Raw genomic sequence first — 17,119 nt, forward strand, 5'->3', positions numbered from 1 at the left:
CCATGGCGCTTCTTTCTCCCTCGCGCCGGTTGCGGCGGACGCCGTTCTCTGAAGGCGTCGAGGCCGCGGAAATTAAGGCATATACCGTCTATAATCACATGCTTCTCCCGACTGTCTTCGAAAGCGTTGAGGAGGATTATCGGCACCTTAAAGAGAACGTTCAGATCTGGGATGTTGCCGTCGAACGTCAGGTGGAATTGCGTGGACCCGATGCAGGCAAACTGATGCAGATGCTGACCCCACGCGATTTGCGCGGGATGCTTCCCGGAATGTGTTATTATCTGCCGATGGTCGACGAGACGGGCGGCATGCTGAATGATCCGGTCGGTCTGATGCTGGCTGATGATCGCTACTGGATCTCGGTGGCCGACAGCGATCTGCTCTACTGGGTAAAGGGCATCGCCTATGGCTACCGGCTCGACGTGTTGGTCGATGAACCTGACGTCTCCCCGCTCGCAGTGCAGGGGCCGAAGGCAGACGATCTTATGGCGCGGATTTTTGGCGATGCGGTCCGGGATATTCGCTTTTTTCGCTTTGGTATGTTCAACTTCCAAGGCCGCCAGATCCCCGTCGCCCGATCCGGTTACTCCAAGCAGGGCGGCTTTGAAGTTTATGTCGAAGGCTCCGATCTGGGCATGCCTCTTTGGAATGCTCTTATGGAAGCGGGCCGGGATCTAAACGTACGTGCCGGTTGCCCGAATGGGATCGAACGGATCGAAGGTGGTCTTCTGAGCTACGGCAATGACATGACGCGGGAAAATACGCCGCACGAATGTGGTCTTGGCCGGTTCTGTTCAACCCAGACGGCCATTGGCTGTGTCGGGCGCGACGCGCTGCTTAGGGTTGCGAAGGATGGCCCGTCCCGCCAGATCCGCCCGATCGAGATCAAGGGCGAGCTACCGCCTTGCGATCGGGTCTGGCCGCTGACGGCGGGAGATGAACGTGTTGGGCAGGTCACCTCGGCAGCCGTCTCGCCGGACTTCGGCACGGGTATCGCGATAGGGATGGTTCGGATGACCCACTGGACGCCCGGCACCACGCTCACCGCTCACACGCAAGACGGCCCGCGCGAGGCGAGCATTCGCGATGAATTCTGGATCTGAGGGAGAGAGACCTATGAAAGCACTGATCGTAGAGAAAGACGACGACGGCAAAACCTCTGCCTCCGTCCAGCAGATCGGCGAAAGCCGCCTTCCCGAGGGCGATGTGACCGTGCAGGTCGAATACTCAACCGTGAATTACAAAGATGGTCTGTGCATAGGGACGGGCGGAGGCCTCGTCCGCAATTACCCGCATGTGCCGGGCATTGATTTCGCAGGGACGGTCGAACACTCGTCTGATGACAGATACTCCGCAGGCGACAAGGTGGTGTTGACAGGCTGGCGCGTCGGCGAGGCTCATTGGGGCGGTTACGCAGAGAAGGCCAGCGTTAAGGCCGACTGGTTGGTTCCGCTCCCGAACGGGCTAACGACCCGTCAGGCGATGGCGGTTGGAACAGCCGGGTTTACTGCAATGCTGGCGGTAATAGCGCTCGAGGATCACGGCCTGACCCCTGATGGCCCTGAGCCGGTTCTGGTTACGGGCGCCTCCGGCGGTGTCGGCTCTGTCGCGACCGCTATCTTGGCCAATCTGGGCTACAAGGTTGCTGCCGTCACCGGGCGCCCGGACAATGCGGATTACCTCAAGGATCTCGGGGCAAACCAGATCGTCGCGCGGGACGAGCTGAACGAGACCACTAAACGCCCGCTTGAAAGCGAAAATTGGTCCGGCTGCATCGATGCGGTGGGCGGCACAATGCTGGCCCGGGTTCTGGGACAAATGCGTTATGGTGCAAGTGTCGCTGCCGTGGGACTGGCGGGCGGTCCACAGTTGCCCGCGACGGTGATCCCGTTTCTCTTGAGAGGGGTCAACCTTCTAGGGATCGACAGCGTCATGCAGCCTTACGAGAACCGCCTGCGCGCATGGGAGCGGATCGCAACCGACCTGGCGATGGAGAAACTCGAAGCAATGATTCAGCCAGCCACGCTGGAAGACCTGCCCGCATTGGGGGCTGATATCCTGAAAGGTCAGGTAAAGGGGCGTGTCGTCGTTGAGATCTGAGCTGTCGCTTTTGTCCGGTTTAGGCGGTATCGCGCTCTCCACCCTTCTGTTAAGCTGCCCGATACTGCGCCCAGAGGCTTCCGCAAGAGAAGCCATCCTGCCCGGGTAAGACGACGCTCGGTGCCAATAAAGGGAGATCTCGATGACCGACGCTACCGACCAAGGGATACCGCCACCGACAGATACTGCACTGCTGGTCGAAACCGACTACGAGATCGGGCAGGACAATGTGGAAGGAAGCGTCGGCCCGTTCGGCTTCGACATTCACAATCCGGTCTTCCTGATCTCTGGTGTCTCAATCGTGGCTTTTGTGTTCTACACACTAGCCTTGCCAGAGCAGTCTGGGGCGCTTTTCACATGGCTTTTCGATAGCGTCACGAAGGGGTTTGACTGGTTTTTCCTGGGTTCGGCGAACATCTTCGTTTTGTTCTGCCTTTTCTTAATCGTGACACCTTGGGGCAGCGTGCGCCTCGGGGGCGCGGCGGCGACACCCGATTACACCTATCTTGGCTGGTTCGCGATGCTCTTTGCCGCGGGCATGGGCATCGGGCTGATGTTCTATGGTGTGTCCGAGCCGATGAGCCATTTCTCCACGGCGATGGGTGGAGCCGCGGTAGATGAAGCGGGCTTGCGTACGGACTGGTCTCCACTGGCCGGCGCCGCGGATAATCAGGCTGAGGCCATGCGTCTTGGCATGGCTGCTACGATTTTTCACTGGGGTCTGCACCCGTGGGCGATCTATGCGATCGTGGCTCTCGCGTTGGCGCTATTCACTTACAACAAGGGTCTGCCGCTGACGATCCGGTCTGCGTTCTATCCGCTTCTTGGCGACCGCGTCTGGGGCTGGCCGGGTCACATCATTGATACGCTCGCTGTCTTTGCGACGCTCTTCGGACTTGCAACTTCGCTTGGCTTCGGTGCGACGCAGGCAAATGCAGGCCTGAACGAACTTTTTGGTATCCCTACAGGTCCGACAACGGAGGTCATCCTGATTTCTGTGATTACGGCTGTCGCTCTGGTGTCTGTCGTTCGCGGTCTCGACGGCGGGGTGAAGGTCCTGTCAGAGTTAAATATGGGGCTCGCTTTCCTGCTCCTCTTTTTCGTTCTGCTCGTTGGCCCGACCCTCGCCTTGTTGGCGATCTTCTGGGACTCGCTTGTCGCTTACGTTCAGTATCTTCCGGCTCTTTCCAATCCGATTGGGCGTGAGGATGTGAACTTCAGTCAGGGTTGGACCTCGTTCTACTGGGCCTGGTGGATCAGCTGGTCGCCTTTTGTCGGCATGTTCATCGCCCGCGTCAGCCGGGGCCGGACAGTCCGCGAATTCGTCACCTGTGTGCTGCTGATCCCAAGTCTGGTCTGCGTTCTCTGGATGAGCGTCTTCGGTGGAACGGCAATCCTTCAGGTTGCGAATGACGGATACACGGCTGCGCAAGATGCCGATCTACCGCTCCAGCTCTTCAAGATGCTCGATCAGCTACCGCTTGCGCAAATTACCTCGTTCATCGGCATCGTTCTGGTCATCGTCTTTTTCGTGACCTCCTCCGATAGCGGATCGCTCGTCATCGATACGATTACCGCAGGTGGCAAGATTGATGCTCCGGTGGCACAGCGTGTGTTCTGGTGCATTTTCGAAGGAGCGGTCGCGATCGTTCTGCTTCTTTCCGTGGGCGGATTGAAGTCGCTTCAATCTATGGTCATCTCGACAGGGTTGCCGTTCACGCTGGTTCTACTTGTCATGTGTTACGCGATCTTCAAAGGTCTGGTCAGCGAAAGGCGTGGCACCGGTTGACGCGCCTTGTCTCGCACTAGGTGTTCGGCGACGCGTTCGCTGAGGATCTGAATGACCGACAAAAAACCTGTTTTGACGTGGTTTCGCCGGGACCTGCGTCTCGGCGACCACCCTGCATTGACAGCCGCCTGCGAAAGCGGCCGGCCTGTCATACCGATTTTCTTGTACGACGAGGTTGCTGAAGGGCAGGGGGCGGCCCCGCGCTTCCGATTGGGGCTTGGCCTGAAGGTCCTGAACAAAAGTCTCGAGAGCAAGGCGTCACGCCTCATATTTAGACGCGGCGAGGCTCTTCAGTGCTTGCGGGATCTGATCAAAGAAACGGATGCAGGTGCCGTCTACTGGTCACGCCTCTACGATCCCGCTTCGAAGGCTCGCGATATCAAGGTGAAGGAGGCGCTCAAACAGGATGGGATCGACGCCCGGAGCTTCTCAGGCCATCTGTTGTTCGAGCCATGGCAGGTCGAAACAAAGTCCGGGGGGTTCTATAAAGTCTACTCTCCCATGTGGCGCGCGGTCAAAGACACGGAGATTGGCAGCACGCTCCCTACGCCTTCACGAATACCCGCGCCGCAGACTTGGCCGTCGAGCGAAATCCTAGCGAGCTGGGAGATGTCCGCTGATATGCAAAGAGGCGCAGATATCGTGCGCTCCCATTGCATGGTTGGGGAAAGCGCGGCCGCTTCGCGCCTAGGCGCCTTCATCGTAAATGGTATTTCGAACTACGCTGAGGCCCGCAATCTCCCCGCACAAAACGGGACATCGAACCTAAGCGAGAACCTCGCCTACGGAGAGATCTCTCCGCGCAGCTGCTGGCACGCTGGAATGCAGGCGCGACAAGAGGGCAAGGCAGGCGCCGAAACCTGGCTGAAAGAGCTGGTCTGGCGCGAGTTTGCCTATCACCTCATCCATCACACACCCCATATCGTTCACAGCAGCTGGCGTGAGGAGTGGGGGGCCTTCCCATGGAAAACCGATGAGCGCCTCAGGGAAGTTAAGGCTTGGAAGCAAGGACGCACCGGAATCCGGTTCGTCGATGCGGCAATGCGTGAAATGTACGTGACCGGCAGGATGCACAATCGTGCTCGAATGATTGTCGCCTCATACCTGACAAAACATCTGCTGTGTCACTGGAAGATCGGTCTCGACTGGTTCGAAGAGCACCTTATCGACTGGGATCCGGCTTCAAATGCGCTTGGCTGGCAGTGGTCGGCAGGTTCGGGTCCAGACGCGACCCCTTATTTCCGTGTTTTCAACCCGGTTACCCAGCTCGATAAGTTCGACAAGGATCGCGCTTATGTGTCTGCCTGGATCGCCGAAGAACAGGGTGATCCACCACAGACCGCTCTCGACTACTTTCATGCTATTCCAGAGCAATGGTCTATGAGTGCGTCCGACCCGTATCCTGATCCTATCGTCACGGCGGAAGACGGGCGCAAACGTGCATTGAATGCCTATGAAAATCGCGACTTTTGATGCACGGGTCGTTATGAAAAGAGCAAGACCTGTTCATAGCGAAAAGCAGGTCAAAGACGTCCAAGGGAGCAGTAATGATTTTGACCACAACGCGCGGGCAGCGAGACCTGCCACGATACTTCGGGCTTGTCTTCGACGTCCTGAAGACGCTCAAGAAGGGGCGTCTTGATATCGTGCTGGAAGACGGTCGCAGGTTCCGCATCGAAGGCGAAGCGCCGGGACCGATTGCTGAATTTACGGTCCACAATCGCGAGCTTTTCGCGAGGACGATCCGGGATGGGGATCTTGGCTTTTGCGAAGCCTATCTGGATGAGTGGTGGTCCACGCCAGATCTGCTTGCGTTTCAAGACTTGGTGCATGCGGCGGGAGATGACGTCTATGACGGCTTTCCGGGACAACGGATCGCACGGGCAGTTGAGCAGATCCGCTTCTGGCTGAACTCCAATACAAAGAGGCAGGCAAAGAAGAACATCAGCCGCCATTACGATCTTGGAAACGACTTTTATTCGCTTTGGCTGGATCCGACGATGACGTATTCGTCGGCGAAATTCGACACCGGTCAGGAAAGCCTCGAAGCCGCGCAGCGGGCAAAATATGTCTCGATGGTCGACGAGATGGGGGCGCAGCCGGGCGATCATGTCCTCGAGATCGGATGCGGTTGGGGGGGCTTTGCGGAATACGCGGCCGCCGAACGTGGCCTTAAAGTTACCGGGCTGACTATCAGCAAGGAACAGTACGATTTCTCACGCGATCGTATTCGAAAGGCTGGCTTGGAGGATCAAGTTGAAATTCGAATGCAGGACTATCGCGACGAGCAGGGGAAGTACGATGGTATCGCGTCAATCGAGATGTTCGAAGCCGTCGGGGAAAAGTACTGGCCGACCTATTTCAGCAAAGTGAACGATTGTCTTAAGCCCGGCGGCCGCGCGACGCTGCAGATCATCACTGTTCAAGATGCCCGTTGGGAGGTGTATCGCAAAGGTGTTGATTTTGTGCAGAAGTATATCTTCCCGGGCGGAATGCTCCCGTCTCGGGGTGCGCTTCTTGATCAGGTCGAGGCTGCCGGTCTCAAGCTCGCTCACTCGGTCGAGTTTGGAGAAAGTTACAGTCAGACGCTGCGCCGCTGGCACGATACGTTCAACGAACGCTGGGATCAGATCGCTGATATGGGGTTCGACGGGCGCTTTCGGCGCATGTGGAACTTTTATCTCTGCTCTTGCGCAGCGACCTTTCATAGCGGTAATTGCGATGTGACACAGATCACACTGACCCGCTCCGCCTGATTTTCAACAGATTTCGGTCAAAGTTCAGGTTTACCGAATTGGGCAGTCGTCGACGAGGGGAGCAGTCCGATGCCTACCGCTGGCCGTCTTACCGGAGCCATCTGCTTTGGTGCCTTGGCATATTACCTATCCGTTCTTTACGTTCCGCTTCTGCCGGAAGGTGCCGCGCCGGGTGCGATGATACCAATCAACACGTTCATCGGAGTTGTCATGGGCTGGGTCGTCGCCGGCAAACGGGCCGGTGGAGGTTTGACTGCCGCCATAAGCTACGGTCTGACCACGCTTGTCACGATCATCTTCTGGGCACTTTTTGTCCACAGCGGAACGGATATGTACCATGAATCCCTTCGCCTTCGCTACGATAACGCGACCGAGGCTGTCGTTGCGGTTTTTGAACAGATGATGGAATACGCTCAACCGATGCTGATTTCGGAATACATCATTCCTGCCATTGTTGGATGTCTCATCGCTGGCCTGGTGACCGAAGCTATTGGCAGCCGCTTCCCCTAAACCTCTCTTCCTTTTTGGAACGCTGAGATATCGCCCGCTTCTGGAGGTGATCATCGGCAGCGATCACTATCGTCTTGTTGACTGTGAATTCGTCGATCACGCGGTCCAGCCTGCTTCAGGCGAGGCTCATCCTATCCTTATGACTCAGCCCGGGGCGCGAGCCTTGGGAGCCCTCTGTTACAACCTGACTACTGCGCAGCGGCAGGCTCTCGACTTCTACGAAGCGCTTTTTGACTACCGGATCGAAGATGTGGACGTTGTGGCCGATACAGGATCTGCCGCGGCCTGCGTCTACCGGCCTGCCGGACCCGAATTGGCTTCTTCTGAAACATGGTCGCTGAACGAATGGGTGGAAATGTGGGGAGAAACCACGGTTCATGCTGCGCGGGAGGTTATGGAACTTCGCGATAAGATCTCGTCCGATGAGCTGAAGAAACGGTTTTCAACGATCCGCGCTCGCGCCTGGTCGGCTTATCTCGGACAAAGGTCTTCGCAACAGTCTGGCCGTATGCTTGGGCCATTGATCAGGACCAACCGACATTTGGGGTTTTATCGGCTCGATGAGTATAGATTCCGGCATGAGACAGTCCGAGGGACTTTATCTGATGAGATCACCAGAGAGGTTTTTGTTGGCTTCGACGCGGCCCTCGTCCTTCCCTAGGACCCGGTCAATGACAGGTTGATCTTGATAGACCAGGTGCGCGTTGGACCCATCGCTCGCATCGACCCCAATCCGTGGCTTCTGGAGCCGATTGCCGGTCTAGTAGACCCAGCCGAAGATCCACAGGAAACCGCCCACAGAGAGGCGCGCGAAGAAGCCGGCATCGAACTGACGGACCTCGTACCAATTGCACAAGTCTATCCATCTCCAGGCGGATCAAGCGACTTCTTTCACTGTTTTCTCGGGCACTGCACGCTGGAAAAGCTTGATAGTTGGACGGGTGGATTGGCCGAGGAGGGCGAGGATATTCGCGTTCACGTTCTTTCAACGGATGATGCGTTGGACAAGCTTGATCAAGGAGAGATCCGGGTCGCTCCGCTTGCGATGATGCTGCTCTGGCTGGCGCGGCATCGGGCGCGGCTTCAAGCCTCGGCTTGAAGAACACGGGGCCGCCGCCTACACCGGAGTGCATATCGCGAAAGGCACCGACATGACCTTGCTTCCTGACCTCGCTGCAGCCATCGGAAACACGCCTCTTATTCGTCTAAACGGACCTTCTGAGGCGACCGGCTGCGATATCTACGGGAAGGCCGAATTCATGAATCCTGGCCAGTCGGTCAAAGATCGCGCTGCGCTTTATATCATCAAGGATGCCGTCGCGCGCGGCGAACTCAAACCTGGCGGAACGATAGTTGAAGGCACGGCAGGAAATACAGGAATCGGCCTCGCGCTTGTCGGCGCTTCGATGGGCTTCAAGACTGTAATCGTTATTCCGGAGACCCAAAGCCAAGAGAAAAAGGACATGATACGGCTTGCGGGGGCCGAACTTGTGCAAGTTCCCGCCGCGCCTTATCGCAACCCCAATAACTATGTTCGATATTCTGGTCGCTTGGCGAAGGAGCTGGCGAAACGCGAGCCTAACGGCGCGATTTGGGCCAACCAATTTGACAACACAGCCAATCGCCAGGCCCATATCGAAACAACCGCGCCCGAAATCTGGGAGCAGACCAATGGTCAGGTCGACGGATTCATCTGTGCCGTCGGGTCTGGTGGCACGCTCGCGGGTGTCGCCTCGCTTCTTCAGCCAAAGGGCGTCAAAATTGGCCTCGCTGATCCTGATGGGGCTGCACTTCATAGTTTTTACACGGAGGGAGAGCTAAAGTCTGACGGGTCTTCGATCTCTGAAGGGATCGGGCAGGGGCGTATAACGGCTAACCTTGAAGGGTTCACTCCCGATATGAGCTTTCGTATTTCCGACGCTGAGGCATTGCCAGTTATCTTTGATCTGCTGCGAGAAGAGGGTATTTGCCTCGGCGGCTCATCCGGTGTGAACGTAGCTGGCGCAATGCGCATGGCCCGCGAGATGGGCCCGGGGCACCGAATCGTGACGATCTTGTGCGATTACGGAACCCGCTATCAATCTAAGGTCTACAACCCAGAATTCCTGCGCAACAAAGGTCTTCCGGTGCCTGACTGGCTCGATCAAGGGCCTTCGGCTTTGCCAGAGGTCTTTGAGGACGCATGAGACGGCTTCTGACGCTTTTCTGCGTCGTTCTTCATTTTTCAGGCAGCTTGGCTTGGGCTCAGGACGGCGACGATGTCGATCTGCTTGCGAGCTGGGATAGCACTGCCGCGGAAGCCGAAGCGATCATTCAAGAAGACGAGGCGTCGACGACCGCGCTCGAGACGTTGCGCGCCGAGCTGGCACGGCAAAGGGATCTCTTTCTTCAGGCGCAGAGCACGAATGCTGCGCGGATCGATACGGTTAGAAGTCAAATTCGCGCTCTCGGCCCCGCACCGGCGGACGGAGAAACCGAGCCAGAAGATGTGGCGGCCCGCCGCAACGATCTAGAACGTCAGCTTGTCTCGCTCAGGCGCCCCGTCATCGAGGCTGAGGAAGCATTCATTCGAGCAGACGGTCTTATCGGCGAAATCGATAGCATCATCCGCGATCGTCAGACCGAAGCCCTGCTTGAAGTTGGGCCTTCCCCGCTTAACCCGGTTCACTGGCCGGAGGCGTTTGGTGCTCTCGGTAGTTATCTATCTGGCATCGCGTCAGAAGTCCGTGCTTCGCTTGCAGCACCGGCAACGCGGCAGTTGTTTCGCGACAGGCTTCCACTGACCTTCGCATATCTTGCGGCAGCCCTTGTTCTCCTAATGCGCGGGAGGATTTGGATGGAGAGGCTTGCCGGTCTCGTTGTGGCGCGCAGCTCACGCGGGCGCGGCGTCTGGCGGTTTGTACTTTCCTTAGGGCAGATCATTCTTCCGATGGCAGGATTATTTGCCGTTACCAACGCGCTTGAGGCCATGTCATTATTCGGCCCTCGAGGAGCGGCACTGATTGATGAGATCCCGGCCTTGGGATTTCTAATCATCATCGCGCGGTGGTTCAGCAACGCTCTTTTCCCAAAGCGCCCACTTGATCCTTCTGAGCAGCCCGCGTTCGAGATGACCCGTCCGCAGACGCGGGAAATGCGCAGCTATCTACTCATTCTATCACTGCTTCTTTTCGGTGCTGGCACCTTGGCTATCATGGCGGATCGAGCCGACTTTTCGCCGGAAACGGTTGCCGTTCTGCAATTTCCTCTTCTGGTCATGATCGGCGTCATTCTGTTCCGGATTGGTCAGATCATCGTCCAGCTCTCGCGCCAAGCCTCCACGTCCGAGGAGGAGCCGTCCGAGGGAAATCTGCGTGACAGCATCAAACGGTTCATCGGACGTGCTGCGATGGCGATCGCGGTTATTGCACCCGTTTTAGCCGGTCTCGGTTATGGAACTGCAGCGGATGCAATCCTTCCGCCAACCGTCCTGTCGCTTGCGTTGGTCGGCCTTCTCGTCGTTCTGATCCGCCTTGTCTATGATGTTTACGCCCTCGTAACTGGAGCAGATAATGGCGCCCGCGATGCGCTTATGCCCGTCCTGATAGGGTTCTTGATTGTACTTGGCTGCCTGCCGATCTTCGCTCTGATCTGGGGTGCGCGGATCGCTGATCTAACCGAACTCTGGGCGCAAATCAGGGAAGGTTTCGCGCTTGGAGAGACCCGCATCCGTCCAAGCGATTTTCTTTGGTTCGCGGTCGTCTTCGGAATTGGCTACGCTGCAACTCGCCTGCTTCAAAGTGCGTTACGCACAACTGTCCTTCCCAGAACGAGGCTCGATATCGGTGGCTCCAATGCCATCGTCGCCGGAACCGGATATGTGGGGATTTTTCTTGCCGCTCTCGTCGCAATCACAAGCGCCGGTATCGATCTATCAAATATCGCCATTGTCGCGGGAGCTCTTTCCGTTGGAATCGGGTTCGGTCTGCAAACTGTCGTTTCCAACTTCGTTTCAGGAATAATCCTTCTGATCGAACGGCCAATCAGCGAAGGCGATTGGATTCAGGTCGGCACTCAAATGGGTTATGTTCGGCGGATCTCGGTCCGGTCAACACGAATTGAGACCTTTGATCGAACGGATGTGATCGTGCCTAACGCTGATCTCGTGTCCGGTACGGTTACGAACTTCACGCATGGAAACAATGTTGGACGTGTTATCATTCCGGTCGGGGTAGCCTATGGGACTGACACGAAAAAGGTGGAAGCTGTCCTTCGCGAGATTGCCGAAGCTCATCCAATGGTGATCCTGAATCCGCCTCCCGCTATTCTCATGCGCGGTTTTGGAGCTGACTCCCTCGATTTTGAGATTAGGGCCATTCTTCGGGACGTAAACTGGCTCCTGAGCGTCCAGTCCGACCTCTGCCATGAAATTGCGCGCAGATTTGCGGAAGAAGCGATAGAAATCCCCTTCGCGCAGCGCGATCTGTGGATCCGCAATCCCGAAACGCTGACATCCGCCTCGGACTAGTCATCTCTCTGCAAAGACGGTCGAACGGGACATGAGCAGGGACGAGTAAAGACGAAACAGGACGCCAAGTCCGGCTTGTATCCTCTCAAAGAACGCTGCTACACCCTCCAGCGGAGCGGTGGCCGAGTGGTCGAAGGCGCACGCCTGGAAAGTGTGTAGGCGGGAAACCGTCTCGAGGGTTCGAATCCCTTCCGCTCCGCCATTTGCATCATTCAACATAGCAGTGTGTCTGTCTTTATCAGCGATAGCTTCGGCCATTTCACTGCGAATTGCTGCTGAGGATACAGAGACAGGCACAGTGAGCATTCACCTATAAGATAAGTCGGATCTCAGGTCGTCTTCGCCCAGACGGTGCCGATCAGATAGAGTACGCTGATAGTGGCAATCAGCTCGTTAGTCTATTTGAGCTCTCTTATTGGGATGACGAGTTTCGGGCTCTTCTTTGCCGACGGGACCGATCTCCTCCAGCTTGAAAGCGAGGTTCGGGCAGGGCAACGCGAGCTCTTGTGAGAGCGAACGAATCGGCCGAATTCGGAATTGCGGAGGCCGCAACAAAGTGTTCCTGAAAACGGGGTTCGATCGCTGTTTCGATCTTCTCGATCTGACGGACCAGACGCTCTATTTTTGGACGAGAGGATTTATCAAGAAGGGCAATTCGAGCACCTGTGCCAGCTGCATTGCCAGCCGACGTGATTTTGGAGGGATCGGTGTCGGGGATCATGCCAAGGATGAGTGCATGTTCGGGAGAAATGTGTGCGCCAAAGGCACCAGCGAGCACGATCCGATCCACGGTGTCGGTCTCGAACTTATTCATGAGCAAACGTGCGCCAGCATAAAGAGCAGCCTTGGCCATTTGGATCGCACGAATATCGCTGTTCGTAATGATGATCTGCGGCTCTCCGTCATGAAGAAGGAATGCATGGGTCCGTCCGTCTGGCAGGATCTGGTCCGAGCCGGTTCGCTCACGGCTACCGATGAGACCGGAGGCGTCGAGAAGTCCGACCCTACGCATTTCGGCAATGACTTCGATAATGCCGGAGCCGCAAATACCGGTCACGGGGTGATCGAACGCTGGATCAGTCGACCAAAGCTCCGATCCGATGACTTGGAAGCGAGGCTTCTTACTGGCTGTGTCAATCTCGACCCGCTCGATTGCACCCGGCGCCGCGCGTTGACCGCCAGAGATCTGCGCTCCTTCGAAGGCAGGGCCAGTGGGCGAGGAACACGCAAGAACCCGTCCCTTGTGGCCAAGCAGAATTTCCGCATTCGTGCCGACGTCAACGATCAGCGTGAGTTCTTGGGCCTGATCCGGTGCTTCGGAGAGTGCAACTGCAGCCGCATCCGCACCCACATGGCCCGCGATACAAGGGAGAATATAAACACCAGCAGTCGGAGCTGTTGGCAGATCGAGATCGCCTCCGGTAAGGGTAAGCGCATCGGCGGTGGCAAGAGCGAAAGGAGCTTGACCCAGCTCATACGGGTCGATCCCCAGCAGAAGGTGATGCATGACGGGATTGCAGACCAAAGTGACGTCGAGGATGACCTCGGGCGGAATGCCTACTTCTGCCGCTAAGGCACGAACGAGATCGCCAAGGCCTTCCCGGACAGCACGGGTCATCTCGTCTGCGCCGTTCTCCGTCATCATTGCGTAGCTGACACGAGACATGAGATCTTCGCCAAACCGGATCTGAGGATTCATCAAACCTGATGAAGCTAGAACGCTGCCGGAGCGTAGATCGCATAGATGACCGGCTATCGTGGTAGAGCCCAGATCAATAGCAATTCCTGCAACCGGGCCCTCGTAGAGACCTGGCCAAAGGGCAACGAGGCGAGGCGGGCCCTCGGTCTGATAGAGAGCTGCGGTAACGGTCCAATTGCCTTTCCGCAAAGTTGTCTGGAGCGTTTTGAGAAGGGTCAGATCAATTCGAAGGTCCTCAATCTGCCATTGATCTTGAAGTGCGGATTTCAAGCGCTCTAGGTCGCCGGACGGATCATGCATGTCCGGTTGCGCGACTTCCACATAAACAAGCCGAATCGCCGGATCGAGCCGGATGTCCTTCTGTGTTGCCGCTTTTCGTACGACCTGCTTATGCAACTGGCTTTCTGGAGGAACGTCGAGCAGAACGTCAGACTGAATGCAGGCCTGACATCCGAGGCGGCGGCCCGGTTTTAGGCCGCGTTTTTCGTCATAGCGCTGTTCGACTGCGTTGACGTCCGACAGGGCATCGTCCGCGACGGCAATACCGTGTTTCGGGAACGAACCTATACCGGGTTGAACCTGGCATTTCGAACAAATGCCGCGCCCTCCGCAAACGCTATCTAGATCGACGCCAAGCTGGCGAGCCGCGTCAAGGACGGTCGTACCGGCGGCAACATGGCCACGCTTTCCAGATGGAGTGAAGATAACAAGAGGGTCGGTCATGTGCTGATCTATGCCGTGTTGGGAGAACGGAGGCTAGAGGGGCGCGACATTAGGTGCGAGACATATCCTCCCGGGTGAAGAAGGTGCATGGGATGAAGCAAGACCCGGCGTTTTCTTCTGCGAGTTAGAGACAGGCGGTGGGTGCGTTTAGCACCCCGCTGAAGATGGCAAGTGTTATGCGGACCGGTCTACAACAGCGTTCTGTCTAGCAGGTGCATCTTGTCGAAGGTAGCGCGTCCAGATTGTCAGATTGTGGATTATATGGCGAGAGCTTCCGATCCCCCTTTCCGGCAGCAGGTATTCGTGAGATAGGGACGCGCCAAACGTAGCATGCCGGGAGACAGAGCATGGAGATTCGTGAGGCGCTTACCTTTGATGATGTCCTACTGGTGCCCGCGGCATCGTCGGTTTTGCCGGCGACGGCGGATACTCGTACGCGGGTGACCCGGGACATCAGCATGAACATCCCTCTTCTCTCCTCGGCGATGGACACAGTGACGGAAGGCCGTATGGCAATCGCCATGGCGCAGTCCGGTGGAATAGGTGTCATCCATCGTAACCTGGATATCGACGTGCAGGCCCGAGAAGTCAGGCGTGTGAAACGGTTCGTCAGTGGGATCGTCTACAATCCGATCACGTTGCGTGCCGATCAAACTTTGGCAGATGCGAAGGCGCTGCAGGAGCGGTATCGCGTCACTGGATTTCCAGTGGTCAACGGCGATGGAAAAGTTGTCGGGATCGTGACCAATCGCGATATGCGGTTCGCTGAGGACGATGCAACACCGGTTTCGGCGATGATGACATCGAACAATTTGGCGATGCTTCACGAGCCGGCAGATCTGGACGAAGCTCGATCCTTGATGAAGGCACGTCGGATCGAGAAACTTCTGGTCGTGGATGGCGCTGGTAAGCTCACTGGGCTTTTGACGCTCAAGGATAGCGAGCAGGCGGTCCTGAACCCGGTCGCATGCAAGGATGGACTAGGGCGCCTGCGCGTTGCCGCCGCGACCACGGTCGGGGATGCCGGGTTCGAGCGGTCGGAGGCTCTGGTCGATGCAGGGGTCGATATGATCGTGATCGATACCGCTCATGGTCACTCGGAGGGTGTGGCACGGGCAGTGGAGCGCGCCAAACGACTTTCCAACGAGGTACAAGTCGTCGCTGGAAACGTCGCTACGGAGGAGGGTGCACGGGCCCTAATTGACGCGGGCGCTGATGCGGTAAAAGTCGGGATCGGACCTGGATCAATCTGCACGACGCGAATGGTCGCGGGTGTGGGTGTTCCTCAGCTCACTGCGATTATCGATGCCGCTCGTGGCGCGGGTGAAATCCCTGTGATTGCGGATGGGGGAATTAAATTCTCTGGTGATTTTGCAAAAGCAATTGCCGCTGGAGCGTCCTGCGCGATGGTCGGATCGATGATCGCAGGAACCGATGAAAGTCCTGGGGAAGTTATTCTCTATCAGGGACGATCCTTCAAATCGTATCGCGGAATGGGATCGCTGGGCGCCATGGCGCGGGGGTCCGCAGACCGGTACTTCCAGAAAGATGCAGCGAGTGACAAGCTTGTGCCAGAAGGGATCGAAGGGCAGGTGCCTTACAAAGGATCTGCCGGTGCCGTGATCCATCAGCTCGTTGGCGGCTTGCGCGCGGCGATGGGCTATACCGGATGCGCAACGGTTGAGGATATGCGGACCCGGTGCCAGTTTGTGAAAATTACGGGTGCCGGCCTTCGGGAAAGCCATGTCCATGATGTTCAGATCACGCGTGAGGCACCGAATTATCGAGCAATGTAGATGACGCCCGGCGCGCATGTTGCAGCGGCGATCGAGATCATTGATCGAATTCTGGCAGGCGAGACAGCAGATCGAGCTTTGATCGGCTGGACGAGAAGGAGCCGCTTTGCCGGATCAAAGGATCGTGCTGCAATCCGCGATTTGGTTTTCTCGGTTTTACGGCGGCGGCGGTCTGCTGCTGCGATGGGCGGAGCCTGTACCTGTCGTGGGCTCTTGATCGGTTTGATGCGCCAAGATGGGGTTGATCTGGGTGCTGTTTTTAGCGGTCAAGGATACGCACCGGCGCCAGTATCACCCGAAGAGTTCGGCGCTCCATGGGAGGCGCTTTCCCCGGCCGTTCAGGCGGATGTGCCTGATTGGGTTTACGACAAGATCGAACCGTCACGACGCGACGCGGTCTGGTCCGTTCTAAGACAGAGGGCACCGGTTTTCGCTCGGGTCAATCGGCGAGCGGGAAGCCCGGAGGATGCGATACGTATGTTGGCGGATGACGGGGTTCAGGCAGTGCCTCATCAGAAGGTCATGAACGCTCTCGAAGTGGTTGGAAATGCGCGCCGTTTGAAGCAGTCCGCTGCCTATCTAGATGGGCTGATCGAATTACAGGACGCCTCTTCGCAAGCTCTAAGCGATTTGGTTCCGATACCCGAGGGTGGGCGGATCCTTGATTTCTGCGCGGGCGGAGGGGGCAAGACCTTGGCAATGGCCGCCCGAGTGGAGGCATCATTTTTCGCCCATGATATAGCGCCGGGCCGTATGGTTGATCTGCCCTCGCGAGCTAAACGGGCGGGGGTCGAAGTGACCGTCGTGAATGACGTTATCGGAAAATTTGACACCGTGGTTTGCGACGTTCCCTGTTCTGGCAGTGGATCGTGGAGGCGCAATCCCGAAGGCAAGTGGACGCTAACGCCGGAACAATTGGCTGAGCTGGTATCGACACAAGCGAATATTCTTGATGAGGCAGCTGATCTGACGGCGCCGGGAGGGACGTTGGCCTACGCAACCTGTTCAATCTTCGCTGAAGAGAACGGAGCGCAGATTGCCGCCTTTCTATCTCGCAATCCTTCGTTTGTGTTGCGAGAAGAGCATTATTTTGAACCGTCATCCAAAGGCGACGGCTTCTACCTCGCTATTTTGGGGGAGGCAGAACCGGCGGTTGCGTGATTTAACTAAGCGGTTCATGCTTGGTTGTGTAAGGCGGATCGTCAGGTTTGGGGGCAAACAGGGCACCGTTGTTTTGTG

Annotated in this window: 12 protein-coding genes, 1 tRNA gene and 1 pseudogene; 13 read left to right on the forward strand and 1 reads right to left on the reverse strand. The window is 57.1% G+C overall.

All coding sequences use genetic code 11. The features are described 5' to 3' along the window. The first annotated feature begins 2 nt into the window (after window positions 1-2). The 11 genes and pseudogenes from AAD018_RS07235 to AAD018_RS07285 all read left to right on the forward strand — a co-directional run bounded on the left by AAD018_RS07235 (window position 3) and on the right by AAD018_RS07285 (window position 11,864). Window positions 3-1,103, forward strand: a complete 1,101-nt coding sequence (locus AAD018_RS07235; protein ID WP_367314827.1) for a dimethylsulfoniopropionate demethylase — start codon at window positions 3-5, stop codon at window positions 1,101-1,103. Between the two features lie 13 nt (window positions 1,104-1,116). Next, entirely contained in the window at window positions 1,117-2,100 is a 984-nt protein-coding gene (acuI, locus tag AAD018_RS07240) for an acryloyl-CoA reductase (protein ID WP_367314828.1), read from the forward strand. Between the two features lie 142 nt (window positions 2,101-2,242). Beyond that, on the forward strand, window positions 2,243-3,889 hold the full coding sequence (locus tag AAD018_RS07245) for a BCCT family transporter (RefSeq protein WP_367314829.1): 1,647 nt from the start codon (window positions 2,243-2,245) through the stop codon (window positions 3,887-3,889). Between the two features lie 51 nt (window positions 3,890-3,940). Beyond that, the gene (locus tag AAD018_RS07250; RefSeq protein WP_367314830.1) at window positions 3,941-5,362 is read left to right on the forward strand and encodes a cryptochrome/photolyase family protein; all 1,422 of its coding nucleotides are present in this window, start codon (window positions 3,941-3,943) and stop codon (window positions 5,360-5,362) included. Between the two features lie 74 nt (window positions 5,363-5,436). Next, window positions 5,437-6,645, forward strand: a complete 1,209-nt coding sequence (locus AAD018_RS07255; RefSeq protein WP_367314831.1) for a class I SAM-dependent methyltransferase — start codon at window positions 5,437-5,439, stop codon at window positions 6,643-6,645. Window positions 6,646-6,714: 69 nt separating this feature from the next. Continuing rightward, window positions 6,715-7,155: a TrgA family protein gene (locus tag AAD018_RS07260; protein ID WP_367314832.1), complete on the forward strand. Its 441-nt coding sequence runs from the start codon at window positions 6,715-6,717 to the stop codon at window positions 7,153-7,155. Further along, window positions 7,136-7,816, forward strand: coding sequence for a gamma-glutamylcyclotransferase (locus tag AAD018_RS07265; RefSeq protein ID WP_367314833.1), 681 nt, complete (start codon window positions 7,136-7,138; stop codon window positions 7,814-7,816). The genes AAD018_RS07260 and AAD018_RS07265 overlap by 20 nt, the downstream gene beginning before the upstream one ends. A gap of 12 nt (window positions 7,817-7,828) precedes the next feature. Further along, a pseudogene (locus AAD018_RS07270) lies at window positions 7,829-8,254 on the forward strand (NUDIX domain-containing protein); the annotation flags it as partial. A gap of 52 nt (window positions 8,255-8,306) precedes the next feature. Then, the gene (locus AAD018_RS07275) at window positions 8,307-9,341 is read left to right on the forward strand and encodes a cysteine synthase A (RefSeq protein ID WP_367315205.1); all 1,035 of its coding nucleotides are present in this window, start codon (window positions 8,307-8,309) and stop codon (window positions 9,339-9,341) included. Continuing rightward, the gene (locus AAD018_RS07280; protein ID WP_367314834.1) at window positions 9,338-11,662 is read left to right on the forward strand and encodes a DUF3772 domain-containing protein; all 2,325 of its coding nucleotides are present in this window, start codon (window positions 9,338-9,340) and stop codon (window positions 11,660-11,662) included. The genes AAD018_RS07275 and AAD018_RS07280 overlap by 4 nt, the downstream gene beginning before the upstream one ends. Window positions 11,663-11,774: 112 nt before the next feature. Continuing rightward, window positions 11,775-11,864: transfer RNA gene (locus AAD018_RS07285), tRNA-Ser, on the forward strand. A gap of 210 nt (window positions 11,865-12,074) precedes the next feature. On the opposite strand, the gene AAD018_RS07290 is transcribed toward AAD018_RS07285, so the two are convergent. After that, entirely contained in the window at window positions 12,075-14,084 is a 2,010-nt protein-coding gene (locus AAD018_RS07290) for an ASKHA domain-containing protein (RefSeq protein ID WP_367314835.1), read from the reverse strand. A gap of 347 nt (window positions 14,085-14,431) precedes the next feature. Between AAD018_RS07290 and guaB the strand changes: the two genes are divergently transcribed. After that, window positions 14,432-15,880, forward strand: a complete 1,449-nt coding sequence (gene guaB, locus AAD018_RS07295) for an IMP dehydrogenase (protein ID WP_367314836.1) — start codon at window positions 14,432-14,434, stop codon at window positions 15,878-15,880. Further along, window positions 15,881-17,041, forward strand: a complete 1,161-nt coding sequence (locus AAD018_RS07300) for an RsmB/NOP family class I SAM-dependent RNA methyltransferase (protein ID WP_367314837.1) — start codon at window positions 15,881-15,883, stop codon at window positions 17,039-17,041. Window positions 17,042-17,119: the final 78 nt, after the last annotated feature.

Source organism: Aestuariibius insulae (assembly GCF_040783535.2).
GTDB lineage: Bacteria > Pseudomonadota > Alphaproteobacteria > Rhodobacterales > Rhodobacteraceae > Aestuariibius > Aestuariibius insulae.